The following is a 25309-nucleotide window of genomic DNA, read 5'->3' as shown; positions in this document are numbered from 1 at the left end:
CCATGAAACGCTGGATTCCCTGGATGGCTGCGGCCGTCGTTGTCGTGCTGCTCGGTGGCGGTGTCTGGCGTGCCATGGCGGCGCGGCAGGCGCAGCAGAAGGCTTTGGCCGAGGCGTCCACACAACGGGCCGAGGCACCGCTGCAGCTGGCGGCCGACGAAGTGATCACCGTGCAATCGTCCCAACTCTCGCTGGGGGTACCGGTATCAGGATCGTTGCGTGCCGTGGACTCGGCCATGGTCAAGGCACGCGTGGCCGGCGAGCTGCAGGGCCTGACTTTGCGCGAGGGCGACAGCGTCAAGGCGGGACAGGAAGTGGCACGCATCGACCCGACCGAAGCCCGTGCACGCCTGCGCCAGGCCCAGCAGCAGGCCGATGCAGCCAAATCGCAGGTGGACATCAACCAGCGGCAGTACAACAACAACCGTGCACTGGTAGACCAGGGCTTTATCTCTGCCACGGCGCTTGTCACCTCGCAGGCCAGCCTGGAAGCGGCCCAATCCAGCTACCAGGCCGCCGTATCGGCCGCCGATGTCGCCCGCAAGGCGCTGGAAGACACTGTCCTCAAAAGCCCCATCAGCGGCCTGGTGGCGCAGCGGCTGGCCCAGCCGGGAGAGCGGGTGCCCATCGACGCCCGCATCATCGAAGTGGTGGACCTCTCCCGCCTGGAACTCGAAGCCCTGCTCACCCCGGCTGACTCCGTCGGCGTGCGTGTGGGTCAGAAGGCCCAGCTCACGGTCGAAGGCGCCTCGGCGCCGGTACAAGCCACCGTCGTGCGCATCAACCCCAGCGCCCAGGCGGGCAGCCGCACCGTGCCAGTCTATTTGCGGGTGGACCAGGCCCCCCACAACGCCAGCCTGCGCCAGGGCCTGTTTGTGCAAGGCCTTCTGGCCACGGGCAGTGCGCAGGTACTGACCGTTCCATTGGATGCCGTGCGCACCGACAAACCGGCACCCTACCTCCAGACGATCAAGGAGGGCCGCGTGGCCTATGCGCCGGTACAGACGGGAGCGCGCGCCGTGGTCAATGGGCAGACCCTGGTCGCGGTGGACGGCGTACCCGTGGGCACGACGGTCATTGCGGGCCGCATGGGTTCGCTGCGCGAGGGCACGCCCGTGGCGGCGGCAACTGCTGCGCCGCAAGCCGCTCCCGCCTCGCGCACTGCGCCCTGACCAGCTGACGCGCCATGTGGTTCACCAAAGTCAGTCTTAAAAACCCCGTGTTCGCCACGATGGTGATGCTCGCCATCGTCGTGCTGGGCCTGTTCTCGTACCAGCGCCTCAAGGTCGATCAGTTTCCGAACATCGACTTCCCGGTGGTGGTGGTCACCGTGGACTACCCCGGTGCGTCGCCTGAAATCGTCGAGAGCGAGGTCACCAAAAAGATCGAGGAAGGTGTCAACTCGATTGCGGGCATCAACGCCCTCACCTCGCGCAGCTATGAGGGCACGGCGGTTGTCATCATCGAGTTCCAGCTCCACATCGACGGCCGCAAGGCCGCCGAGGATGTGCGCGAAAAGGTCGCCACCGTGCGTCCCTTGCTGCGCACCGAGGTCAAGGAGCCACGCGTGCTGCGCTTTGACCCCGCCAGCCGCGCCGTATGGTCGCTGGCCGTGTTGCCCGACGAAAAATCGGGTCGCAGCGCGGTGGAACTGACCACCTGGGCCGAGCAGATCCTGAAGAAGCGCCTGGAAAACGTGCGCGGCGTGGGCGCGGTGAACCTGGTGGGAGCGACCAAGCGCGAAATCAACATCTACCTCAACCCGCAGGCCCTGGAAGCCTTTGGCGTGACACCCGACCAGGTGGCCAATGCCGTGCGCAACGAGAACCAGGATCTGCCCGTGGGCGCGATCCGCTCGCTGGCGCAGGAGCGCGTGGTGCAGATCGACGCGCGCATGCAGCGGCCCGAGGACTTCGGCAGGATCATCGTGGCCCGCAAGAACGGCGCGCCGGTCCGGCTGGACCAGGTCGCCCGCGTGAACGATGGTGCGCAGGAAGTGGAAAGCCTGGCCCTGTACAACGGCCAGCGCACGCTGCTGCTGTCGGTGCAAAAGTCGCAGGGCGAAAACACCATCGAGGTGGTGGACGGCCTGAACGCGGCGGTGGCCGAACTCAAGAGCCAGCTGCCCCCCGGCGTGCGGCTGGAAACCATCGGCGACAGCTCCCGCCCCATCCGCGTGGCGGTGAACAACGTGCGCCAGACCCTCATCGAGGGTGCCATCCTCACGGTGCTGATCGTGTTCCTGTTCCTGAACTCCTGGCGCTCCACCGTGATCACCGGGCTGACCCTGCCCATCGCGCTGATCGGCACGTTCTTGTTCATGAACATGTTCGGCTTCACTATCAACATGATCACGCTGATGGCGCTCTCGCTGTGCGTGGGCCTGTTGATCGACGACGCCATCGTGGTGCGCGAGAACATTGTGCGCCACGTGCAGATGGGCAAGGGTGCGTATGACGCCGCCATGGACGGCACGCAGGAAATCGGCCTGGCGGTGCTGGCCACCACGCTGTCCATCGTGGCGGTGTTCATGCCCATCGGTTTCATGGGCGGGATCATCGGCAAGTTCTTCCACGAGTTCGGCATCACCATCGTCGCGGCGGTGTTGATCTCAATGTTCGTGAGCTTCACGCTTGACCCCATGCTGTCCAGCGTGTGGCACGACCCCAGCATCCACGCGCACGGCCAACGCACGGAGCCGGTCACGTTCTACGACAAGACAATCGGCCGCGTGACAGGCTGGTTCGACCGCGCCACCGATTCGCTGGCCGAGGGCTACCAGCGCATCCTGCGGTGGTCGCTGGTGCACAAGCTGGCCACCATGGGCATTGCGCTGGCTATTTTTGTGCTGAGCATCTTCATGGTCCCGCTCTTGGGCACCGAATTTGTTCCCAAGGCCGACTTTTCCGAGACCTCGATCAATTTCTACACCCCGGTGGGCTCGTCGCTCGAAGCCACCGAGGCCAAGGCACGGCAGGTCGAGGGCATCCTGCGCGAGATGCCCGAGGTGCGCTACACGCTGGCCACCATCAACACGGGCAGCGCCCAGGGCAAGATCTACGCCAACATCTACGTGCGCCTGGTGGACCGCAAGGACCGCACCCGCAGCGTGGACCAGATGTCCGACGTGCTGCGCGAACGCCTGAAGACCGTGCCCGGCATCACCATCACCCATGTGGGCCTGCTGGACGCCGTGGGCGGCAACAAACAGGTGGAGTTTTCGCTGCAAGGACCCGACCTGCAGGAGTTGGAGCGGCTGACCAAGGTGGTCACCGAAAAAATCCGCGACATCCCGGGGCTGGTGGACCTGGACACCAGCGCCAAGCCCAACAAGCCGGTGATCGCACTGGAGGTCAAGCGCGACGTGGCGTCGGACCTGGGGCTGTCGGTGGCGCCCATGGCCGCCTCGCTGCGCACCCTGGTGGCCGGCACCACGGTAGGCAACTGGCGCGCCCCGGACGACCAGACCTACGACGTGAACGTGCGCCTGGCCCCCGAAGCCCGTACCCAGCCCGCCGACCTGGAGCGCCTGCCCTTTGCGCTGGCTGGCGCGGATGGTGCCACCCGCATCGTGCGCCTGAATCAGGTGGCCAGCGTGACCGAATCCACCGGCGCCAACCAGATCAACCGCCGCGACTTAACCCGCGAAGTGGCCGTGAACGCCAACGTGGCGCAGCGCTCGGCGGGCGAAGTGTCGAACGACATCAAGAAGGCACTGGAGGAAGTGACCTTCCCGCCCGGCTACCGCTACCAATTCAGCGGGTCCACCAAGAACATGGCCGAATCGTTCGGCTATGCCATCTCGGCGCTGGCCATGGCGATCATCTTCATCTACATGATCCTCGCGAGCCAGTTCAAGAGCTTTTTGCAGCCGCTGGCGCTCATGACCTCGCTGCCGCTCACGCTCATTGGCGTGGTGCTGGCGCTCTTGATGTTCCGCTCCACGCTGTCGATGTTCTCCATCATCGGCGTGGTGATGTTGATGGGCCTGGTGACCAAGAACGCCATCCTGCTGGTGGACTTCGCCATCCGCGCCCGCGAGGAGCATGTGAACGACGCCGGCCAGACCGTGCCCGGCCTGCCGCGCGCCGACGCGCTGCTGCTGGCCGCCCGGGTGCGGCTGCGCCCCATCCTCATGACCACGCTGGCCATGATTTTCGGCATGGTGCCATTGGCGTTCGCGTTGTCCGAAGGGTCCGAGCAGCGCGCGCCCATGGGCCAGGCCGTGATCGGCGGGGTCATTACCTCTTCGCTCTTGACCCTGGTGGTGGTGCCGGTGGTGTATTGCTACATGGACGACTTGGCCCAGTGGGCGCTTCGCAAGATGGGACGCGCCCCGGCAGCGCCTAAAATCGAAGGTTTGTCCTGATCGCCCCGATCGGCCTTGCATCTGCCCCACGGAGAAATCCCATGAACCTGCCCCTGAACACGTCCGCCAACATCAGCGATCCCATCGCCCAGGCCCGCTACAACATGATCGAGCAGCAGATCCGCCCCTGGAATGTGCTCGACGCCGACGTGCTGGACCTGCTGGCCGTGGTGCGCCGCGAAGACTTTGTCCCCCCTGCCTACCGCAGCCTGGCCTTCATGGACATTGAAGTGCCCTTGCTGGGCAACGACGCTGAAGAAGCCGTGCGCAAAGGCCACAGCATGCTGCAACCCCGCGTGGAAGCGCGCATCATGCAAGACCTGCGGATTTTGCCCACCGACCGCGTGCTCGAAATCGGCGCCGGCTCGGGCTACATGGCCGCTCTGCTGGCCGCCCGCGCCGAACGTGTGGTGTCCCTCGAAATCCACCCCGAGCTGGCCGAAATGGCCCGCGAGAACCTGCGCGACGCGGGCGTGCAGAACGCCGACGTGCGCCAGGCCGATGGCGCCCGCGATGCCATCCCTGACGGCCCGTTTGACGTGATTGTGCTCAGCGGCTCCGTGGCCGAGGTGCCCAGCCACCTGCTATCCCTGCTGCGTGATGGGGGCCGCCTGGGCGCCATCGTGGGTGGCGAGCCCGTGATGCGTTTCACCCTGACCCGCCGCACCGGCGGCCGCTTTGAGACCACATCGCCCTGGGACACCATCGCGCCGCGCCTGGTGAACTTCCCCGAGCCCTCTGGCTTCACGTTCTGACCCCCCTGCCCTTCGGTTGCCTTCGGAGTTTTGCATGATCGATCACGTCCGCCCCGCCCAGCTGTCTGCCTGGTTTGCCGCTGCACCTGAAGGCAGCCAGCCCCTGGTGCTGGACGTGCGTGAGCCTTGGGAGCTGCAGACCGCCAGCGTGCGCGCCGACGGATTTGAGCTGGTGGCCATCCCCATGGGCGAGTTGCCCGCGCGGCTGGCCGAGCTGGAGCCCGCTCGCCTGGCGCAACGCCCTATTGCCTGCCTGTGCCACCACGGCGCCCGCAGCCTGCGCGTGGCCTCGTTCTTGCAGCACCACGGGTTCGAGCATCTGGCCAATATCACCGGCGGTATTGACGCCTGGTCGCACGAAAGCGATCCGGCGGTGCCGCGCTACTGACGCCCTTTGTGGTTGATGGACCGTTGTTGATGGACCGCACTTGCCGCACCCATGCCCCAGTGCTGCCCGCCGCTGCCCACCCCGATTCGATTCGCAGACTCTTCCGAAGGACCCCCAATGACACCGTTTAGGCCCCTGTCCCTGTCCATCCTGTCCCTGGCGCTGGGTGCAGCGCTGTGTGCACCAGCCCAGGCCCAAAGCCTGCTGCAACTGGTCGAATCGGCCCGCACCTATGACACGGCCTGGCAGTCGGCGCGTGCGCAGCTGGACGCCGCAGCCCGCAAGGCCGACCAGGCCCGCGCCGGCCTGCTGCCTTCCGCCGCACTCACCGGGGGCCTCACCCGCTCCAACGTAGAGCTGAGCAAACCCAAGATCGAGAACACCGGCACGGCACAGACCGTGGGGGTCAATGCCTCCCAGCCGCTGTACCGGCCTGCCAATCGCATCACGCTGGAACAAGGCCAACGCGGCGTGGATGTGGCTCAGGCCCAGCTGGATGCCGCCACCCAAGACCTGCTGGTGCGGGTGAGCCAGGCCTACTTCGACGTGCTGGCTGCACAAGACACGCTGACCTTTGTGCAGGCCCAGAAGGCCGCCGTGTCCGAGCAACTGGCCGCCGCCAAGCGCAATTTCGAGGTCGGTACCACCACGGTGACCGATTCGCGTGAAGCCCAGGCCCGTTACGACCTGGTGATTGCCCAGGAGATCGCCGCCGAGAACGATCTGCGCGTCAAGCGCCTGGCGCTGGACCAGCTGGTCGGCATCGCCGGCACCAAGCCGCAGCCCCTGGCACTGCCGGTGCAACTGCCTGGCGTAGTGCCGGACAACCTTGCCACCTGGGTGGACACCGCCCGCGACCAGCAGCCCGGCGTGCGCCAGGCCGCCATTGCGCTGGACATTGCGCGGCTGGAGACCAAAAAAGCCGAAACCGGCCACCTGCCCACGGTGGACCTGCAGGCGGGCTACAACGTCACGCGCAACCTGCACGGCACCATCACCTCGCCCGGCGTCACGGCCCGCAGCAATGCCGCCAGCGTGGGCGTGGCGCTGAACTTGCCCCTGTTTGCAGGCTTTGCCGTGCAAAACCGCGTGAAGGAAACCCTGGCCCTCGAAACCAAGGCCGAGGCCGACCTCGAAACCGCCCGCCGCAACGTGGCCCAGGCCACGCGCGCAGCGTTCTACGGCGTGCAGTCCGGCCAGGGCCAGGTGCAGGCCCTGGAAGCGGCCGAAGCCTCCAGCCAGAGCGCGCTGGACGCCAACAAGCTGGGCTACCAGGTGGGTGTGCGCATCAACATCGACGTGCTCAACGCCCAAAGCCAGCTCTACCAGACCAAGCGTGACCTAGCCCAGGCCCGCTACAACGTGCTGCTGGGCGGGCTCAAGCTGCGCCAGGCGGCAGGCGCGCTGTCGCAGCAGGACATCGAAGCGGTCAACGCACTGCTGGCCAAGTAATTGGTCCTTGCACCCCGCGCCGGGGTGCATCCCGTGCATGAATTGCTGAGGCCTAGTGCAGGCCGCCCTCGGGCTGCACCAGCGCCACAATCGCACGCGCCGTGGCCTGCGCAGCCCCTCGGTGCGTGGCGGCGAACCGGGTGGCCCGCTCGCTGGCCTGTTCATGGGCGCGGGCGTCCCCCGCCAGCGCTGCAGCCTGTGCCATTCCTTGTGCCAGGTCGGGCACCCGCTGTGCTGCCCCCGCCGCGCACGCCAGTTCGGCCGCCTCGGCAAAGTTGAAGGTGTGCGGGCCCAGCACCACGGGGCAACCGCAGGCAGCGGCCTCGATCAGGTTCTGGCCGCCCAGTGGGGCGAAGCTCCCGCCCAGCAAGGCCACATCGGCCAGGCCGTAATACAACGCCATTTCGCCGATCGAGTCCCCCAGCCAGACGTCAGCGGCCGCAGGTGCCGCCGCCCAGGTGCTGCGGCGCGACACCGACAGGCCGGCACGCTGCAGCAGCTGGTGGACCTCGTCAAACCGCTGCGGGTGGCGCGGCACGATGAGCCATTGCACGGGGGGAAAATCGTCGCCAGATGCTTCACTATTGATAGCTGCCAAGGCATGATCCACTTGCGCTTGGGGCGATTTTTGCCGTATTTTCTGGATCTGCTCCAGCCACATGGCCTCCTCGCCCTCGCGGCTGCTGGCCAGCAAGACCACCGGGCGGCCGGTGCGGGTGCGCCACTCGCGGCCCCGCTCCAGCAGCTGTGCGTCGGGCACCACGTCAAACTTGAGGTTGCCCAGCACACCACGCACCGGTGCGCCCATGGCCGCGAGCCGCGTGGCGTCTTCCTGCGTCTGGGCCCAGACTGCCGTCAGGCCGCCATACGCAGGCCGCGCCAGGGCTGACAGGCGCTGCGCCTTGCGCAGCGATATCTCGTTGAAGCGCGCATTGGCCAGCACCAGCGGAATGCGCCGCTGCCGGCAGCCTGCCACCAGGTTGGGCCACACCTCGGTTTCCATCAGGATGCCGATGGCCGGGCGGAACTTGCGCAAAAACCGACCCACGGCGCCCGGCGTGTCCCAGGGCTGCCACACCTGCACATCGCCCGGCAGCAGCAGCTTTTCGCCCTCGGCCCGCCCTGTGGCGGTGCCGTGGGTGAGCAACAGGCGCATGCCTGGCAGCTGTTCACGCAACTGGGCCAGCAAGATGGCGGCGGCCCGGGTTTCGCCCAGCGACACGGCATGCACCCACACAAACCGCCCCAGCGGGTCGGTGCTGCTGTGGGGCATCAGGCTGTCGATGGGGGCCGGGTAGCGGCCAAAGCGCTCTCCCACCGCGTAGGCGTAGCCCGGCTCGGCCACTGCACGGCGGCGCAGCTTGCGGCGCAGCAGCGGCTGCGCGCTCCAGGTCAGCAGCGAATACAGGGCCCGCGCGGCGTTCATGCGGGCACAGACAGGCTCAGCACACCACCCGCCCAGCCGCTGTCGCTGCGCTGTGCCCAGACGATGGAGGGCGCGTCACCCGGCGCAGCCACCACACAGCGGCCACCGGGCGCCCAGAAGGCGCTGCGCCCCGCACTCACGTAGCCACCGGAGGTGCCGCTGTAGTTGGCCGCGACTACGGCCATGTCGTGGTCACGCGCGTAGCCTTCCAGCATGGCCGATTCGGCCGCATAGGCCTTTTCGGAGATCAGCACGCCCGCCGCATACAGGGCCGCGCCCGCCCCACGGGCCGCCTGGGCATGCTCGGGATGGGTGATGTCGGCGCACACAGCCAGTGCCGTGGGCTCGCCGGCCACCAGTTGCACCTGCGCGTCGTCCGTGCCCGCGCTGGCAAATTGCTCTTCGCTGTCGTGCAGATGGCGCTTGCGGTACAACGCCACGCTGCCGTCAGGCCCCAGCAGCCAGGCACCAATGGCGGGCAATGCGCCCTGCTCCGCAGGCCCAGCCGGAGCACCCACCACCAGGGCCATGCCATGGCTTTGGGCGGCCTGGCGCAAGGCCAGCAGCACGGGGTGGTCGGCCGTCAGTACATGGTCTGCCATGAGCGCGGGCTCGTAGCCCATGAGCGACAGCTCCGGGAACTGCAGCAGTTGCACGCCCTGGTGGGCAGCGGCCCGCACGCAGGCCAGGTGCGTTTGCAGGTTGCGCTCCAAGTCGCCCGGCGCCGACGGCGTCTGGGCGGCAGCGACACACAGGGGGGTGGAGAGCGACAGCATCGGGCGTGCGGCAGACAATGTCAGTGGCTGGCTGCGCCCACATGGGCGTCGGGCTTGACCCGGTGCAGCAGCGCCAGCATGGCGGCCTCGATGCGGGCCAGGGCTTCGGGCGTGTGGCCCTCAAAGCGCAGCACCAGCACGGGGGTGGTGTTGCTGGCGCGGATCAGGCCAAAGCCATCGGGCCAGTCCACACGCAAGCCGTCGATGCTGCTGATGGCGGCGGGCGCGGCAAAGGTTTCTGCGGACAGGGCCTGCAGCTCGGCCGTCAGGCGGTGCGGCTCGCCCTCGGCACAGGCCACGTTCAGCTCGGGGGTCGAAAAGCTGGTGGGCAGCGCGTTCAGCACGGCGCTCGGGTCGCTGCTGCGGCTCAGGATCTCCAGCAGGCGGCAGCCGGCATAGGTGCCGTCGTCAAAGCCGTACCAGCGCTCCTTGAAGAAGATGTGGCCGCTCATCTCGCCACCCAGGGGAGAGTTCGTCTCCTTCATGCGCGCCTTGATCAGCGAGTGGCCGGTCTTGAACATCACCGGCACGCCACCGGCCGCTGCAATGGCGGGGGCCAGGCGCTGGGTGCACTTCACGTCAAAGATGATCTCGCCGCCGGGCACGCGCGAAAGCACGTCTTGCGCAAACAGCATCATCTGGCGGTCGGGGAAGATGTTGGTGCCGTCCTTGGTCACAATGCCCAGGCGGTCGCCGTCGCCGTCAAAGGCCAGTCCCAGTTCGGCATCGCTGGCCTTCAGGGCGTCGATCAGGTCACGCAGGTTTTCAGGTTTGCTCGGGTCGGGGTGGTGGTTGGGGAAGTTGCCGTCCACCTCCGAGAACAGCTCGATCACCTCGCAGCCCAGCGCACGGAAAATGGCGGGGGCCGACGCGCCGGCAATGCCGTTGCCGCAGTCCACCACGATCTTGAGCGGCCGGGCCAGCTTCACGTCACCCACAATGCGTTCGCGGTACGCGGGCAGCACATCCACATGGCGGACCGAGCCGCCGGCCAGCAGCTGCCAGCTTTCCTGCTCCATGGTGCGGCGCAGGCCTTGGATCTCATCACCATAGATGGCGCGGCCGTTCAGCACCATCTTGAAGCCGTTGTAGTCCTTGGGGTTGTGGCTGCCGGTGACCTGGATACCACTGGTGCACAGCGTGCTGGCCGCAAAGTAGAGCAGCGGCGTGGTGACCAGGCCCACGTCGATCACCTCGATGCCCGCCTCCACCAGCCCCCGGATCAGCGCCGCCGACATGGCGGGGCCGGACAGGCGCCCATCCCGCCCCACCGCCACGGTGGTCTGCCCTTCCGCACGTGCTGCGGTGCCAAAGGCCCGGCCCAGGCCCAGGGCCACGTCTTCGTTCAGGGTGGACGGCACGATGCCGCGGATGTCATAGGCTTTGAAGATGGCGGGGGTCGGTTGCACGCAGGGGGGCCTTTCGTGATGGGGTTGAAAAGTCCGCTGCATTGTAGGCGGCGGCCCTGGGGGTGATTGTCAGTCGATGCCTCAGGCGCGCGCCCTGCCCTTGCCAAAGGCACAGGTCCGAAAACGGCCAGTGGTGCGAAGCCAGGCTCCTATGATCTGCCCATGACCCCGACCGCTCCCCCCTCGTACACCGCCACGGATGTGGCATCCGACGAAGGCCGCTACCTGGCGCTGCAGGCGCGCGACGCGCGGTTTGACGGGCATTTTTTCACCGGAGTGACCTCCACCGGCATCTACTGCCGCCCCGTCTGCGCCGTGCGCACACCCCGGCGCGAGAACTGCCGTTTTTTTGCGCTGGCGGCGCAGGCCGAAAGCGCCGGGTTTCGCCCCTGCCTGCGCTGCCGGCCCGAGCTGGCCCCCCAGGCGATGGTGTGGTCGGTGCAGGACGCCAGCGGCATTCTGGTGCAGCAAGCCGTGCGCCTGCTGGACGCGCCCGACCTCTGGCCCACACCGGCCGCACCCGGCGAGGGCAGCGCCACCGTGGCCCGCCTGGCCGAGCGGCTGGGCGTGAGCGACCGGCATCTGCGCCGTATTTTTGAGGCGGCCCTGGGCGTATCGCCACTGCAATATCTGCAGACACGGCGGTTGCTCACGGCCAAGCAGCTGCTTACCGACACCGCCATGCCCGTGACGCAGGTCGCACTCGCCAGCGGGTTCGCCAGCGTGCGCCGCTTCAATGCCGCCTTTGTGGGGCATTACGGGCTCAACCCCACCCAGCTGCGGCGCAACGGCGGTGGCAGCGCCGCATCGGGCGCGGGGCGCACCAGCGCCGTGCGCCTGGCGTGGCGCCCGCCACTGGACGTGGCGGCGTTGCTGGCCTTTTTTGAAAAGCGGCAGTTCCATGGCGTGGAGTGCGTTGTGCATGGTGCGGACAGCCCCGGCCTGCGCCGCACCGTGCGGCTGGCCAGGACCTGCACCGGCCTGCCGCAGGAGACCACCGGCTGGCTGAGTGCCCGTTTTGACCTGGCGCGCCACCAGGTGCTGCTGCAGACCAGCGACAGCCTGTACCCCGTGCTGCCGCTCGTCATCCGCCGCGTGCGTGCCATGCTCGACCTGGACGCCGACCCCGCGGCCATCAACGGCGTGCTGCACCCGCACTTTCCGGACGGCGATGGCCTGCGTGTGCCCGGAGCGTTTGACGGCTTTGAGCTGGCCGTGCGCGCCGTGCTGGGCCAGCAGATCACCGTGGCGGCCGCGCGCACGCTGGGCCAGCGGCTGGTGGAGCGGCTGGGTGAACCCATCGCCACGCCCTGGCCCGGGCTGCACCGGCTGTTTCCCACCGCAGCCACCCTGGCCTGCGCCGATGGCGACACGCTGGGCCAGCTGGGCATCGTGCGCCAGCGTCAAGCGGCCATCGTGGCGCTGGCCCGCGCGGTGGACAGCGGCACCCTGCCCCTGCACGCGGGAGCCGACGTGCCGAGCACCACCGCCGCCCTGTGCGCCCTGCCCGGCATTGGTGACTGGACGGCGCAGTACATCGCCATGCGGGTGCTGCGCTGGCCCGACGCCTTTCCGGCGGGGGACGTGGCGCTGCACAAGGCGCTGGGGGTGCAGCAGCACAAGAACCCGGCACGCGCCGCGCAAGAGGCCTCGCAGGCCTGGCGCCCCTGGCGCAGCTACGCGGTGCTGCGCGCCTGGGCTGCTGGTGGCAGCAGTGCCGGAGCGGCTCATCCTACAGATGCTCGGATACTATCAAAACAGTAGCACACCAGGCAATAAACACTAGCGCATGGTGCCAATTTCGCCCCAAAACGGCCTCTACCACTCTTTCAAGACCTCTCAGCATGCAGTTCCACTCTTTCACCGTGCAGGCACGGGCCGACACCCCGCTGGGGCCCGTGCGGCTGGCCGCTTCCCCCAACGGCTTGTCGGGCGTCTGGTTTGAAGGCCAGCGCCACGAGCCCAGCGCCCACTTGTACGGTTCCGAGGCTTGGGCGTTGGCCCCTGGCGACCACCCTGTGCTGCAAGAAGTCGCCCACCAGCTGCAGCAATACCTGGGCGGGCAGCGCCAGCATTTCGACCTGCCGCTGGACCTGTCGGGGGGCACGGCATTCCAGCAATCGGTGTGGCGCGCGCTGCTGCAGATTGGCCGGGGCCAGACCATCAGCTACGGCATGCTGGGCCGCCAGCTGGGCAACCCCAGCGCCGTGCGGGCCGTGGGTGCCGCCGTGGGTCGCAACCCACTGAGCGTGGTGGTGCCCTGCCACCGTGTGCTGGGTGCCGATGGCAGCCTGACGGGCTATGCAGGCGGCCTCGATCGCAAGAGGGCTTTGCTGACGCTGGAGAATGCACCCCTTTTGGCCGCCGCAGCCCATCCCATGAAAGCCACCGCATGAACAGCCCCGCCACCCGGCCCGTCTCCACCTGGATCGGCGAATTCATCCTGCTGGCCGCACTCTGGGGCGCGTCGTTCCTGTTCATGCGCCTGGGCGCGTCCGACTTTGGTCCCCTGCCCACCGCCGGCCTGCGGGTGGCGTTGGCCACGGTGTTCCTGTGGCCCATCATGCTGCGCCAGGGCCACTGGCCTGCGCTGCGCCAGCACTGGCGGCCCATCCTGTTTGCGGGGGTCATCAATTCGGCGATTCCGTTCTCGCTGTTTTCCTGGGCGGTGCTGCACATCGCCACGGGTCTGACCTCGATCCTCAACGCCACGGTGCCGCTGTTTGGTGCGCTGATCGCCTGGGTGTGGCTGGGTGACCGCATCAACCGCCTGCGCTGGGTGGGGCTGGCCCTGGGTTTTGTGGGCGTGGCCCTGCTGGCCTGGCGCGCACCTGCCGGCACCGGGTTCAAGACCGACCACGCCCACTGGGCGATTGCGGCCTGCCTGCTGGCGTCGGCGTTCTATGGCGTGTCGGCCAGTTTTGCGCGGCGCCACCTCACGGGGCTGCCGCCGCTGGCCACGGCCGCCGGCAGCCAGCTGGGTGCCGCGCTGGGCCTGGCCTTGCCCACACTGTGGCTGTGGCCGGCGCAGATGCCCGGTGTACGCGCCTGGGCGGCCATCCTGGCCATTGCCGTGCTGTGCACCGGCATTGCCTACATCCTGTACTTTCGCCTGATCGAGCACGCGGGCCCCAGCCGCGCGCTGGCCGTGACCTTCATCACCCCGGTGTTCGCCGTGCTGTATGGCACGCTGTTCCTGGGCGAGACCATCACGCCGTGGATGGTGGGCTGCGCGCTGGTGATCGTGTGCGGCACCTTGTTGTCAACCGGACTTATCAGGACGCCGCGGCCCGCCCGGCCCACCTCAGAACAGGCCTAAACTTGGCGAATGGTTTTTTTATCGGGTGCATGCCTTCTGAGCAAGGCCACATGCGGCACAGGTCGCGACATGCACCCGCTCCCTCTTTTGGCTTGTTCGCCACTTTTCAGACCCGCAGCCGCCCGCTTCAGCGACCAGACCACCCAAGGAAAACACCATGGGTAACAACACGCTGCTGGCGGGCACTGCCCTCATGCTGCTGCTGCTGGTGCCGGTCTGGCTGTCGCCGCAGGAGTCTCTGCACCCGTCCCGGCGCACCCTGATCCTGCTCGGTGTGGCTGGCGGGCTGGTCTCCACCGCAGCTTTCGAGGCGCTGCGATGGAATGCGCCGGAGCTCCATATCGTGGCCTACCCCACCGCCACGGCGTTCGTGGCGTTGTTTTTTGGCGTGCCGGCGGCGGCCATCACCGCCCTGCTGGCCTTGCAGGCCGCGCTCTGGACAGACACCTCGGCCGTCTGGCCCGCCACCACCGTTCTGGGCGGCGCGCTGGCTACCGGCTGGACGTGGCGCAGCCTGGGCCAGCGCTGGGCCTGGCCCGACTGGGCGCCACTGGCCGGACTGACCCTCACACTGCCGCTTGTGGTTTCGCTGGTCACAACGGCCACCAGCACGGCCCCTGAAGGCGCCAGCAACATGCACTGGCACCACGGCGCGGGCGTGCTGATGCTTGGGATTGGCTGGCTGGTGATTGCCAGCCGGGCCCGCGCCGAGCTGGCGCGCAACGAGATCCAGCAGACACTGGGCCAGCAGGAGCACCAGCTGCGCCTGGCGCTGGACGCCCTGGGCGGCGGCCGCTGGGAATGGGATGTGGTCGAACGCCGGTTTTTCTGTGATGGCCGGTTTTACGAGGCCTACGGCATTACCAGTGCCGACTTGCAGTCGCCCGACCTCTGGCAGCGCTGGTACGCACGGCGCCACCCGCTGGACGCTGAACGCAATGCCGCCAAGCTGACCCGTGCCATGGACGGGCTGGAGGAAAGCTACGAGGCCGAGTTCCGCGTGATGGACACCCAGGGGCGGTGGCGCTGGCTGATGTCCCGTGGCACCGTCGCCCGGCGCGATGCGCAGGGCCGCCCTGCCAGCCTGATCGGCATGGACGTGGACATCACCGCCCACCGCGAGGCCGAGGAGGCCCTGCTGTCCGCCGAGGCCAAATACACCACCTTCTACCAGACGCTGCCCGACCCGGCAGGCATCACCCGCATAGCCGACGGGCGCTACATCGATGTGAACCCGGCGTTCTGCGAGCTGCTGGGCTTCACGCGCGAGGAGGTCCTGGGCCGCACCTCGTCGGAACTGCACATCTGGGCCAACGAGCACGAGCGCAAGCGGCTGCTGGACACCTACCAGCGAGAAGGCAAGGTGGACCGGCTGCCCCTGGTTGCGAAAAGTAAGGGAGTGCAGGTGCCGGGCCTGATGTCGGCACGCTCTGTGCTTGTGAATGGCGAAAACTGCTTTGTTTTCGTTTTCCACGACATGACCGAAGCCCAACGCACCAGCGACGAACTTCGGGCGCTCTACAACCAGCTGCAGCAAGCCGGCCGACTGGCCCGGCTGGGCGCATGGGAGGACGAGCGGGGCCGTGGACTGGTGTATTGGTCGGACATGTGTTTTGACATCCACGGCCTGTCACCCAACCAGCCGCCCCCCAGCGACTACATCGACCGCCATGTGGCCCCGCAGTACCGCGAGCCGCTGCGCGAAAAGTTCCGCCAGAGCATCCGTTCACGCGCTGAGTGGAGCATGGAGATGGAGGTCTATCACGCCGACGGCCATCTTTTTTGGGTGCGCGCCCGGGGCGAGCCGGTGATCGAGAACGGCCGCGTGGTCAGGGTGCGCGGCGTGATGCAGGACATCGACGAAGCCAAGCGTGCCGAGCAGCGCCTGCGCCAGTCCGAGGAGCGCTTCTCGCGCATCTTCCATCTCATGCCCTACCCCATGGGCCTGTCGCACCGCAGCGATGGCCGCTATGTGGACCTCAACCCTGCCTGGGTCGAGATGCTGGGCATTCCCCGCGAAGAGGCCATCGGCCGCACCGCCGTCGAGCTGGGCATCTTCACCGCTGAAGACCGCCAGCGCCTGATGGAGCAGGTCAGCCAGAACGGCCACCTCAGCGATTACGAAGTGACCTTGAACGTGCGCAATGGCCCCCGGCGCACCGTGCTGCAGTCCATGCGCGCCACCGAGTTCGATGGCGAGCCCTGCTGGCTGTTCTCGGTGCACGACATCACTGACCGCAAGCGCAACGAGGTGCAGGTGCGTGAACGCGAGGCCCTGCTGTCGCTCACCATCTCCGCCGCATCGCTCGGCCTGTGGGACTGGGACCTGCAGACCGGCCTGGTCACGGGCGACCGCCGCTGGCGTGCCATGCGCGGGCTGCCGGTCACCGGCGACACCTCTGCGGCTGTGCAATGGACCATGGCCATTGCGCCGGACGACATCGACCGCATCACCACCGAGCTGTCGCGCCACACCGCCCACCTGGGCACCCCGTTTGACGCCACCTGGCGGCTGAACCAGCCCAACGAGCCGGTGCGCTGGGTGCGCAACCTGGGCAAGATCGTGGGCTTTGACGAGCAAGGCCGCCCGGCACGTATGCTCGGTGTGGCCATCGACGTGACCCCCCAGCGCGAGCAGGAGGTGATGCTGCAGCGCCTGGCGCTGTATGACGCCCTCACCGGCCTGCCCAACCGGGTGTTGCTGGCGCGCAAGCTGCAGGAATGCATGGCCCAGGCCCGTGACACCGGCAAGCAGCTGGGTGTGGCCTACCTCGACCTGGACGGCTTCAAGCCCGTCAACGACCGCCTGGGCCACGGGGCGGGCGACCGCCTGCTGGTGGTGGTGGCCGGGCGGCTCACGCGCGCACTGCAGCCGCTGGACACGGTGGCCCGGCTGGGTGGCGACGAGTTCGTGATCCTCATGCCTGGCCTCGGCTCGGTGAACGACTGCGAACGCATGCTGGAACGCGTGATGGAAAGCGTCTCGGCCCCCTACACGCTGGACACCGAGCGCGTGGTCGTCACGGCCAGCATCGGCTACACCATCTTTCCGCAGGACGACGCCGACGCCGACACCCTGCTGCGCCATGCCGACCAGGCCATGTATGCGGCCAAGCAGGCGGGGCGCAACCGCTTCCACCAGTTTGACGCCGCCCAGGAGCGCGCCCTGCAGCTGCTGCGCGCGCAGGGGCACTACCTGCGCGAGGCACTGGCGCAAGCCCAGTTCATCCTGTACCTGCAGCCCAAGGTGGACATGCGCAGTGGCACGGTGGTGGGCGCCGAAGTGCTCTCACGCTGGCAGCACCCCGAGCGGGGCCTGGTGTCCCCCGGCGAGTTCTTGCCGCTGCTGGAGGGCACCGATCTGGAGATCGGCTTTGGCGAATGGGTGGCCGAGGCCGCGCTCACGGTGCTGGAGCAGCTGCAGGACCGGGGCATGCCCATGCCGCTGAGCATCAACATTGCTGCACAGCACCTGCAACAACCAGACTTTGCCGACTGGGTGGCCGGCTGTCTGGCGCGCCACCCCCGGGTGCCCGCGCACCTGGTCGAGATCGAGATCACCGAAAGCGCCGCCCTGTACGACCTAAGCGCAGTCGCCGACACCCTGAACGCCCTGCGCGCCATGGGCGTGACGGTGGCGCTGGACGACTTTGGCACCGGCTATTCGTCGCTGACCTACCTGCGCCGCCTGCCCATGGACACGCTCAAGATCGATCAGAGCTTTGTGCACGGCATGATGGGCGACCCGGGGGATCTGGCCATCGTGCAGGGTGTGATCGGCCTGGCACGCTCGTTCGGCTACCGGGTGATCGCCGAAGGGGTGGAAACCGTCGAACAGGGGCAGATGCTGCTGCAGCTGGGCTGCCTGCAGGCGCAGGGCTACTGCATTGCCCGGCCCATGCCGCTGGAGGATTTCATCGGCTGGACGCCCACCTGGCAGCCGCCTGCGGAGTGGCAGAGAAACCGGCCGGTTTTGTAGCATTAAAACCTTGCCAGGCGCTAGTATCGTATGCGTCAGCAGCTATGAGTTTGGTAGCAACCAAGCATATTCTTCGCCCCCTGGAGGCTGGCCTTGAACATCCGTGAACTCAGCGCCGAAGACCTGGCCCCCCTGCTCAGTCTGTACACCCACCTGCACGCGCAAGACGACCCGCTGCCCCCACTACCCGAGGTGCAGACCGTGTGGGCCGAGGCGCTCGCCAACCCACGCATTCGGTACTTTGGTGGGTGGGATGAGGGTGTGCTGGTCTCGTCCTGCACGCTGACCGTCATCCCCAACCTCACGCGTGCATGCCGTCCCTACGGCGTCATCGAGAACGTCGTGACGCACTCGTCCCATCGCGGCCAGGGCTGGGGGCATGCGCTGCTGCAGCACGCCCTGGCCCATGCCTGGCGGGAGCACTGCTACAAGGTCATGCTGATGACGGGCCGCAAGGACGAAAACACCCTGCGCTTTTACGAGCAGGCGGGGTTTGACCGGCAGGGTAAACAGGCATTTGTTGCCAGGCCACTGCAGTGACCCGCCGGCCCGGGCGGGCCTGAACTCAGCCCACCAGGTCCTTCACCTGCTGCAGCGCCGCCGGGTCTTCCATCGTTGTCAGGTCCCCGGGGTCGCGCCGCTCGGCCACGGCCTGCAGGGCGCGGCGCAGCAGCTTGCCGCTGCGGGTCTTGGGCAGCACGGTCACAAAGTACACGCGCGACGGCCGCGCCACGGCGCCGAGCTGGTGGTCCACCTGCTTCATGACCTCGCCTTCGAGCTTCAGGCGTGCAGCGTCATCGGTAAGCCCTGACGCATCGCGCGCCACGGCAAACGCCATCGCCACCTGGCCTTTCAGGCTGTCGGCAACGCCCACCACGGCTACTTCGGCAATGTTGGGGTGGGAGGCAATGCTCTCCTCGATCTCGCGCGTGCCCAGGCGGTGGCCGGCCACGTTGATCACATCGTCCGTGCGGCCCAGGATGAAGTGGTAGCCGTCGGCATCGCGGATGCCCCAGTCAAACGTGCTGTAGATGAGGCGGCCGGGGATGCTCTTCCAGTAGGTGTTCACAAAACGCGCGTCGTCGCGCCACACCGTCTGCATGCAGCCGGGGGGCAGCGGGCCCTCGATGGCGACCACACCCTTCTGGTTGGCACCGGTCAGTTCTTCGCCCGTGGCCTCGTCGATCAGCTTCACGCCATAGCCATACATGGCTTTGCCGGGGCTGCCGAAGCGTGTGGTCTGCTGCTGCACGCCGTTGGCAAGGGTCAGGATGGGCCAGCCGGTTTCGGTCTGCCAGTAGTTGTCGATGATGGGCACGGCCAGCGCGTCGCTGATCCACTGGGCCGTGGGCTCGTCCAGCGGCTCGCCCGCCAGCCACAGGGCCTTGAGGCTTTTCACGTTGTATTTGGCGAGGTAGGCCGGGTCCTGCTTCTTCAGCACCCGCACCGCCGTGGGGGCCGAGAACATGTGCGTGACCTGGTACTTCTCGACGATGCTCCACCACACGCCCGCATCGGGCCGCGTGGGCAGGCCTTCGTACATGATGGTGGTCATGCCCGCGATCAGCGGGCCGTAAACAATGTAGCTGTGGCCCACTACCCAGCCGATGTCGCTGGTCGCAAAGTACACATCGCCCGCCTTGGCGTCAAAGATGTGCTTCATGCTGGCCGCCAGCGCCACCGTGTAGCCGCCGGTGTCGCGCTGCACCCCCTTGGGCTTGCCCGTGGTGCCGCTGGTGTACAGCGTGTAGCTGGGGTGGGTGGATTCCACCCATTCGCAGGGCACCACGGTGTTCAGGTGCTGCTCGCGCAGCGGCGCCCATTCGTGGTCGCGACCTGCCTGCAGGTGCATGGGGGCCAGGCCCCGGTTCACCATCAGCACGGCGCCGGGCTTGTGTTTGGACAACGCAATGGCCTCGTCCAGCAGCGGCTTGTACGGCACCACCTTGCCGCCGCGCGACCCGGCATCGGCGCTGACCACGGCCACCGGCTCGGCATCTTCGATGCGCGAGGCCAGCGAGCCCGAGGCAAAGCCGCCAAACACCACCGAATGCAGAGCGCCAATGCGCACGCAGGCCAGCATGGCAAACGCGGCCTCGGCAATCATGGGCATGTAGATGAGCACGCGGTCGCCCTTCTTCACGCCCAGGCCTTGCAGCACCGCCGCCATGCGCTGCACCTCGGCATGCAATTCGGCAAAGCTGTAGCTGCGTTCGGTGTCGGTTTCTGTCGATATCGCCACCAGCGCCGCCTGGCTGGCGCGCGTGGCCAGATGGCGGTCTACCGCGTTGTGGCACAGGTTGGTGGTGCCGCCCACAAACCATTTCGCAAACGGCGGGTTGCTGTAGTCGCACACCTGCTGGGGCGGCGTCTTCCAGTCGATCAACTTCGCCTGCTCGCTCCAGAAGGTGTCTCGGTGGTCGATGGACTGGCGGTAGAAGTCGGCGTAGGTGCTGTGTGCGGTCATCGTGGGTGTCTCCTCGGCATCTCTCTCGCCCTGCCAGGACAGCAGGTTTTGAATTCATAATTATTCATGACGGGCTTGCGGCAAACTGACGCAGCCAACCCTCTGCCTCGTCATCCATGGCTCCAGATGCAGTAGGCATATTGATATGTCGGCAAACGTCATACCGGCCTGTCACACTCCCGGACCATGCACCCAGCACCGTCCCCTGCCCCCACGTCCGTCCCGTTCCGCGACGCCTTTCTGTTCTGGCTGAAGCTCGGGTTCATCAGCTTCGGCGGGCCTGCAGGCCAGATCGCCATCATGCACGCCGAGCTGGTGGAACGGCGCCGCTGGATCAGCGAGAACCGCTTCTTGCACGCCCTCAACTACTGCATGCTGCTGCCTGGCCCCGAGGCGCAGCAGCTGGCCACCTACATCGGCTGGCTCATGCACCGCACCTGGGGCGGCATCGTGGCGGGGGCGCTGTTTGTGCTGCCCTCGCTGTTCATCCTGATCGGGCTGTCGTGGGTGTATCTGCGTTTTGGCGATGTGCCGGTGGTGGCGGGCATCTTCTACGGCATCAAGCCCGCAGTGACGGCACTGGTGCTGCATGCCGCGCACCGCATCGGCACCCGCGCGCTCAAGAACGGCTGGATGTGGGGCATCGCTGCCGCATCGTTTGTGGCGATCTTCGCGTTCGACACGCCCTTCCCCGCCATCGTGCTGGCGGCCGGGCTCATCGGCTACTTTGGCGCGCAGCGCTGGCCCGCCGTGTTTGCACTGGGGGGCGGCCATGCCAATGCCCACAAGGGCTATGGCCCCGCGCTGATCGATGACGACACGCCAACGCCTGCCCATGCGCGCTTTTCTCGCGTCCACCTGGTCAAGGTGCTGGCGGCGGGGCTGGCGCTGTGGCTCGCCGCCATGGGCCTGCTGGTGGCCACCCAGGGCTGGCAAGGCACGCTCACGCAGATGGGATGGTTCTTCACCAAGGCTGCCATGCTCACCTTTGGGGGCGCCTATGCCGTGCTGCCCTATGTGTACCAGGGCGCGGTGGAGCACTACCAGTGGCTCAGCGGCCCGCAGATGATTGACGGCCTGGCCCTGGGCGAGACCACCCCTGGCCCGTTGATCATGGTGGTGGCGTTTGTGGGTTTTGTGGGCGGCTGGCTGCAACAGGTGTGGGGGGCAGACGCGCTGTTTGCCGGCGCCGCAGCGGCAGCCGCCGTGGTGACGTTTGTGACCTTTTTGCCCTCGTTCATTTTCATCCTGGCAGGCGGCCCGCTGGTGGAGGCCACGCACGGCAAGCTGGGCTTTACGGCGCCGCTGTCGGCCATCACCGCCGCCGTGGTGGGCGTGATCCTGAACCTGGCGCTGTTTTTTGCCTACCACCTGCTGTGGCCACAAGGATTTGGCGGCCACTTCGATGCCGTGTCGGCGGTGATCGCCGTGGGTGCGCTGGTGGCACTGTTCCGCTTCAAGCTGGGCGTCATGCCGCTGCTGGGCGGCTGTGCCCTGGTGGGCCTGGCAGTGAAGCTGGCAACGCCCTACTTCGCCTGACCGGAACCCGCACCAATTACTATTATTTTGATAGCTACCAGCGCATGAAAATCATGCGCTAGCAGCCAATTTGGCTTGAAAAGCGCTATTTGATCAGCCCGAGCACGTCCTTGAACGCCGGGTGCTCGCAGCTACCCAGCCATTCAAACGCCACCATCTCGGTGGTCACCAGCTCGGCGCCTGCGCCGGCCAGGCGGTCGAAGGCGGCGTCGCGGTTGCGTTCTGTGCGCGAGCCGCAGGCGTCGGTCACCACCCACACTTCAAACTCGTCGTCGATCAGGTCCAGCGCGGTCTGCAGCAGGCAGACATGGGCTTCGCACCCGGCAATGACGATGGTGCCGCGCTCTGCCGCCAGCGGTGCGGGCTTTTGCAGGTGCTTGGGCAGGCTGCGCGCGTTGCCGCCCTGGGGCTTGGCGGGAGGGCGCAGCCATTCGCCCAGGCCTTCTTCAGCGGCGCTGAAGTGCATCTTGGCCAGGGTCTTCTGGCACAGGGCACGCAGCGCGGCGTCGTTGGCGCCCAGGCGCGAGGGGTTTTGCTCGGTGCCCCACACGGGCACATCCAGCATGCGGGCGATCTCGGCCAGGCGGCGGGCGTTCGCCAGCACGGCGGGGCCTTCGTGGATGGCAGGCATCAGGCGCTCCTGGTAATCGACCAGGACGAGTTGGGATTCGGTGGCGTCAAGCAGCATGGTGGGACCGTTTCTGTGTTCGTTGAATCGCTGTGCGGGCGCAGCGAGGAAGGCAATGGCGCATTGTCGCAGCCCGAGCCCGGGGTTTTCAGGTGCGAAGGACGGACTGCAGCGCCGTTGCCAGCGGCCCGGCCATGGCCACGGCGTTGCTCGGGTGCGGGATGCAGTCCGTGCTCCAGACCTCGCCCACCCCGGCTTCATGTAGCACCTGCAGCGCATCGCCCGCAAACAGCGCATGCGTCACCGCCACATCCACCGAGGCGGCACCCGCCTGCAGCAGCAGCCGCGCGGCCAGCGCCAGCGTGCGGCCGGTGCTGGCCATGTCGTCCAGCAGCACCACCGCCCTCCCCTGGGCGTTGAGCGCGGGCAGTTCGATGGCCACATGGCGGTCACCATGGCGCACCTTGGTGCACACGGCATGGTCAAAGCCGTGGCGCGCGGCGGCCTGGTCAATCCACTGGGCGGATTCGCCGTCGGGCCCCACCAGCAAAGCATTGGGGCGGCGCTGGGCAATCAGGTCGGCCAGCGGCTCGGCACCGCTGAGCACCACGGCCTGCGGCACGGGGATGGCCTGCTCCAGCCGTTCGATGCGGTGCAGGTGCGGGTCCACGGTGACCACCGCGTCGAACAGCCCGGCCAGGAACCCGCCCACCACCTGCTGGCTCACGGCCTCGCCAGGGTGGAAGGCGATGTCCTGCCGCATATAGGCCAGGTACGGCGCCACCAGCGTGAGGTGCTGCACACCCAGGCTGCGGGCCGTGCGTGCGGCCAGCAGCAGCTCCACCAGCTTTTCATTGGGCTGGTGCAGGCTGCGCAGCAGCAGGGCGTGGCGTGGGAGGCGGCCAGTGGTCTCGTTCACCGGCAGGCGCAGCTTGAGTTCGCCATCGGGAAAACGGTGGCGTTCGATGGCCTGGGCAGGCAAACCGGCGGCCTGCGCCAGGCGCAGCGCAGGCGCGGCTTCGTCGTCGAAATACAGCAAACAGGCGGCTTCAGGTGCGGACATGCTCAGAACTCCACAAACACGCGTGGCACCTCGTCGGCCGTGCCCAGGCGGTAGCCGCTGTCCCGCTCGCACGCATGGCGCGCAAACTCCAGGTCCGCCGGGTAGCTGGCGTGCACGCGGTACAGCAAGTCCCCCGCCGCCACGGTGTCGCCCAGCTTGTGCATCAGGTCCACCCCGGCGCCGGGCACCTTGGGCGCCCCGGCCAGCCGGGCCACGCGGGCGATCTGGTAGTTGTCGATGCCCGCCACCACGCCGCTGGCGGGGGCCACCACGTCCAGCGTCAGCACACCCAGTGCCGGGTGGTTGTGGTCAAACCCCGTGCTGCCCTGGGCGGCAACGATGGCGTTCATGCGCGCCAGCGCCCGGCCGGAGTCAAGAATGTCACGCGCAATCGCGTAGCCGTCGCCGCCGCGCACATCAGGGTCGCACTCGATCAGGCGTCCGGCCAGGCGCAGCGCCTTCTGCCGCAGGTCGTCAGGCGCGCGCGGGTCGTTCTGCAGCACGCGCATCACATCGCGCGCCTCCAGCACCGGGCCCACGCCGTTGCCCACGGGCTGGCGGCCATCGGTGATGACCACGTCCAGCGACAGACCCATGCGCCGCGCCACATATTCAAACAGGCGGCGCAGGCGCTGCGCGTCGGGCATCGAGCGCACCTTGGCCGTGGGGCCGATGGGAATGTCGAGCACCAGGTGCGTGGCACCGGCCGCCACTTTTTTGGACAGGATGGACGCCACCATCTGCCCGGCAGAGTCGATGGACAGCGGCCGCTCCACCGAGATCAGCACATCGTCGGCGGGCGACAGGTTGGCCGTGCCGCCCCAGGCCAGGCAACCCCGGTAGTCGCGCACGATGTCGGCCAGTTGCTCCAGCGGCAGCTCTACCTTGGCCAGCACCTCCATGGTGTCGGCCGTGCCGGCAGGGGATGTGATGGCGCGCGAAGACGTCTTGGGGCACAACATGCCGTGCGCCGCGACGATGGGCACGACCAGCATGGTGGTGCGGTTGCCCGGAATGCCGCCGATGCAGTGCTTGTCCACCACCAGCGGTTCGTGCCAGTCCAGCCGCCGGCCGCTGGCCACCATGGCATCGGTCAGGAAGAAGACCTCCTCCCGGTCCAGCTCGTTGCGGTGGCAAGCCACCACGAAGGCGGTGAGTTCGATCTTGGAATACCGGTGGTCGGCAATGTCGCGCACGATGGCGCCGAAGTCCTCCCGCGTGAGGCGCTCGCTGGCGATCTTGCGGAACAGCGCGCCCATGGACTCGGGCGGCTCGGCCTGGGCCACCGACACAGTGTGGCCGTTGTCCACGCCGAGCTGGGCAAACGCGTCTTCCGACAGGCCCAGCTCGTGGCAGCCCACGATGGCAGGGTCGTCCACCACGTTCACCGTGGCCAGGATGCGGCGGCCGTTGGCGCGCACCTCGATCTTGGACAGCGCCTGGAAGCCCTCGGCCCGGTATACGGCGCAGTCGCGGTGCAGGTAGGCGACGTTTTCTCGCCAGGTGTCGATTGCCACACGGCGCAGGGCCAGCTGGGACCGGGCGGGCGTGCTCGCCAGATCGTCGGGCGCGGTGCCCGGATTGACCGAGGCCGCAGGAGGAGCGGAGGGCGTGGCAGGGGAAGAGGTGGTGGGCTCAGCATGCATCGCGCCAGCCTATACCGAAAATACGCGCCCAGCCTGCGGGATCACCCCGGGTCCGCCGGATCGGTCACCCATCTCCGGGCTTGCTTGACCTGC

General features: G+C 67.6%; 18 protein-coding genes. 11 read left to right on the top strand and 7 right to left on the bottom strand.

The window, feature by feature from the left end:
• Positions 1-2: 2 nt before the first annotated feature.
• From C8C96_RS15695 to C8C96_RS15675, 5 genes are all read left to right on the top strand, one after another.
• Entirely contained in the window at positions 3-1172 is a 1170-nt protein-coding gene (locus C8C96_RS15695) for an efflux RND transporter periplasmic adaptor subunit (protein ID WP_121942895.1), read from the top strand.
• Positions 1173-1186: 14 nt separating this feature from the next.
• Positions 1187-4369 (top strand): efflux RND transporter permease subunit, encoded by a 3183-nt coding sequence (locus C8C96_RS15690; RefSeq protein ID WP_121942894.1) that lies wholly within the window; start codon positions 1187-1189, stop codon positions 4367-4369.
• A 41-nt stretch (positions 4370-4410) separates the two neighbouring features.
• Positions 4411-5124, top strand: a complete 714-nt coding sequence (locus C8C96_RS15685) for a protein-L-isoaspartate O-methyltransferase (protein WP_121942893.1) — start codon at positions 4411-4413, stop codon at positions 5122-5124.
• Between the two features lie 34 nt (positions 5125-5158).
• Positions 5159-5512 carry a rhodanese-like domain-containing protein gene (locus C8C96_RS15680; RefSeq protein WP_121942892.1) on the top strand — a complete coding sequence of 118 codons (354 nt, stop codon included), beginning with the start codon at positions 5159-5161 and terminating at the stop codon, positions 5510-5512.
• A 117-nt stretch (positions 5513-5629) separates the two neighbouring features.
• Entirely contained in the window at positions 5630-6964 is a 1335-nt protein-coding gene (locus tag C8C96_RS15675) for a TolC family outer membrane protein (RefSeq protein ID WP_121942891.1), read from the top strand.
• A gap of 52 nt (positions 6965-7016) precedes the next feature.
• Here the strand turns inward: C8C96_RS15675 and C8C96_RS15670 are convergent, their stop codons facing one another.
• Genes C8C96_RS15670 through C8C96_RS15660 form a run of 3 tightly spaced genes read right to left on the bottom strand, consistent with a single transcriptional unit; the run spans position 7017 to position 10575 of the window.
• Positions 7017-8390, bottom strand: coding sequence for a 3-deoxy-D-manno-octulosonic acid transferase (locus C8C96_RS15670; RefSeq protein ID WP_121942890.1), 1374 nt, complete (start codon positions 8388-8390; stop codon positions 7017-7019).
• Positions 8387-9166, bottom strand: coding sequence for a carbon-nitrogen hydrolase family protein (locus tag C8C96_RS15665; protein ID WP_121942889.1), 780 nt, complete (start codon positions 9164-9166; stop codon positions 8387-8389). Before C8C96_RS15665 ends, C8C96_RS15670 begins: the two co-directional genes overlap by 4 nt.
• Positions 9167-9186: 20 nt before the next feature.
• On the bottom strand, positions 9187-10575 hold the full coding sequence (locus C8C96_RS15660; protein WP_121942888.1) for a phosphomannomutase/phosphoglucomutase: 1389 nt from the start codon (positions 10573-10575) through the stop codon (positions 9187-9189).
• 162 nt (positions 10576-10737) lie between these two features.
• Between C8C96_RS15660 and C8C96_RS15655 the strand changes: the two genes are divergently transcribed.
• From C8C96_RS15655 to C8C96_RS15635, 5 genes are all read left to right on the top strand, one after another.
• On the top strand, positions 10738-12339 hold the full coding sequence (locus C8C96_RS15655) for a DNA-3-methyladenine glycosylase 2 family protein (RefSeq protein WP_121942887.1): 1602 nt from the start codon (positions 10738-10740) through the stop codon (positions 12337-12339).
• Between the two features lie 80 nt (positions 12340-12419).
• Complete coding sequence (locus tag C8C96_RS15650) at positions 12420-12971, top strand: methylated-DNA--[protein]-cysteine S-methyltransferase (RefSeq protein ID WP_121942886.1); 552 nt, start codon at positions 12420-12422, stop codon at positions 12969-12971.
• The gene (locus tag C8C96_RS15645; RefSeq protein WP_121942885.1) at positions 12968-13894 is read left to right on the top strand and encodes a DMT family transporter; all 927 of its coding nucleotides are present in this window, start codon (positions 12968-12970) and stop codon (positions 13892-13894) included. Before C8C96_RS15650 ends, C8C96_RS15645 begins: the two co-directional genes overlap by 4 nt.
• A gap of 157 nt (positions 13895-14051) precedes the next feature.
• Positions 14052-17873 (top strand): EAL domain-containing protein, encoded by a 3822-nt coding sequence (locus C8C96_RS15640; protein WP_121942884.1) that lies wholly within the window; start codon positions 14052-14054, stop codon positions 17871-17873.
• Between the two features lie 93 nt (positions 17874-17966).
• Entirely contained in the window at positions 17967-18413 is a 447-nt protein-coding gene (locus tag C8C96_RS15635; RefSeq protein ID WP_121942883.1) for a GNAT family N-acetyltransferase, read from the top strand.
• A 25-nt stretch (positions 18414-18438) separates the two neighbouring features.
• On the opposite strand, the gene C8C96_RS15630 is transcribed toward C8C96_RS15635, so the two are convergent.
• Complete coding sequence (locus tag C8C96_RS15630; RefSeq protein WP_121942882.1) at positions 18439-20340, bottom strand: propionate--CoA ligase; 1902 nt, start codon at positions 20338-20340, stop codon at positions 18439-18441.
• A gap of 186 nt (positions 20341-20526) precedes the next feature.
• On the opposite strand from C8C96_RS15630, the gene chrA reads away from it, so the two are divergent.
• Positions 20527-21879, top strand: coding sequence for a chromate efflux transporter (gene chrA, locus C8C96_RS15625; RefSeq protein WP_121942881.1), 1353 nt, complete (start codon positions 20527-20529; stop codon positions 21877-21879).
• Between the two features lie 85 nt (positions 21880-21964).
• Here chrA and C8C96_RS15620 read toward each other — a convergent pair whose 3' ends face one another.
• From C8C96_RS15620 to C8C96_RS15610, 3 genes are all read right to left on the bottom strand, one after another.
• The gene (locus C8C96_RS15620) at positions 21965-22567 is read right to left on the bottom strand and encodes an isochorismatase family protein (protein WP_056062923.1); all 603 of its coding nucleotides are present in this window, start codon (positions 22565-22567) and stop codon (positions 21965-21967) included.
• An 88-nt stretch (positions 22568-22655) separates the two neighbouring features.
• Positions 22656-23570 carry a ribose-phosphate diphosphokinase gene (locus C8C96_RS15615; RefSeq protein WP_121942880.1) on the bottom strand — a complete coding sequence of 305 codons (915 nt, stop codon included), beginning with the start codon at positions 23568-23570 and terminating at the stop codon, positions 22656-22658.
• A gap of 2 nt (positions 23571-23572) precedes the next feature.
• The gene (locus C8C96_RS15610; protein ID WP_121944044.1) at positions 23573-25102 is read right to left on the bottom strand and encodes a thymidine phosphorylase family protein; all 1530 of its coding nucleotides are present in this window, start codon (positions 25100-25102) and stop codon (positions 23573-23575) included.
• Positions 25103-25309 lie beyond the last annotated feature (207 nt).

This window comes from Acidovorax sp. 100 (assembly GCF_003688355.1).
Taxonomy (GTDB): domain Bacteria; phylum Pseudomonadota; class Gammaproteobacteria; order Burkholderiales; family Burkholderiaceae_C; genus Acidovorax; species Acidovorax delafieldii.
This window is presented reverse-complemented; position numbering and strand designations above follow the sequence as displayed.